Genomic DNA, 231 nt, shown 5'->3' with positions numbered 1-231 from the left:
CCATCGGCAGGACCGCGGCCGGGACCAACCGCACAAACCAGCGGCGGGCACGGTGCCGCACCTCGCCGTCGGTCTTGAGGGCCAGGAACGCCAGCGCGTGCACCAGGGCGAAGGCCACCACGCCGAAACCGCCCAGGAGCGCGTAGCCGCTGAACCAGGACATCGGGCCACCTTCACGGTCCCCGTTGGCGTTCAGGGGCAGGCCCGTGGTGGTCAGCGCAAGCGCCGCAC

The 231-nt window shown here is 72.3% G+C and carries 1 protein-coding gene; it reads right to left on the bottom strand.

Annotated features, from left to right (window positions below):
- Positions 1-231: cytochrome d ubiquinol oxidase subunit II (locus ACPYOG_RS21055; RefSeq protein WP_481295982.1), on the bottom strand; the 231-nt coding region annotated here is incomplete at both ends.

The sequence above is a fragment of the Leifsonia sp. HAY1-4F genome (assembly GCF_056755275.1).
Note: the sequence above shows the minus strand (reverse complement) of the source record. Positions and strands in the feature narration are given on the sequence as shown.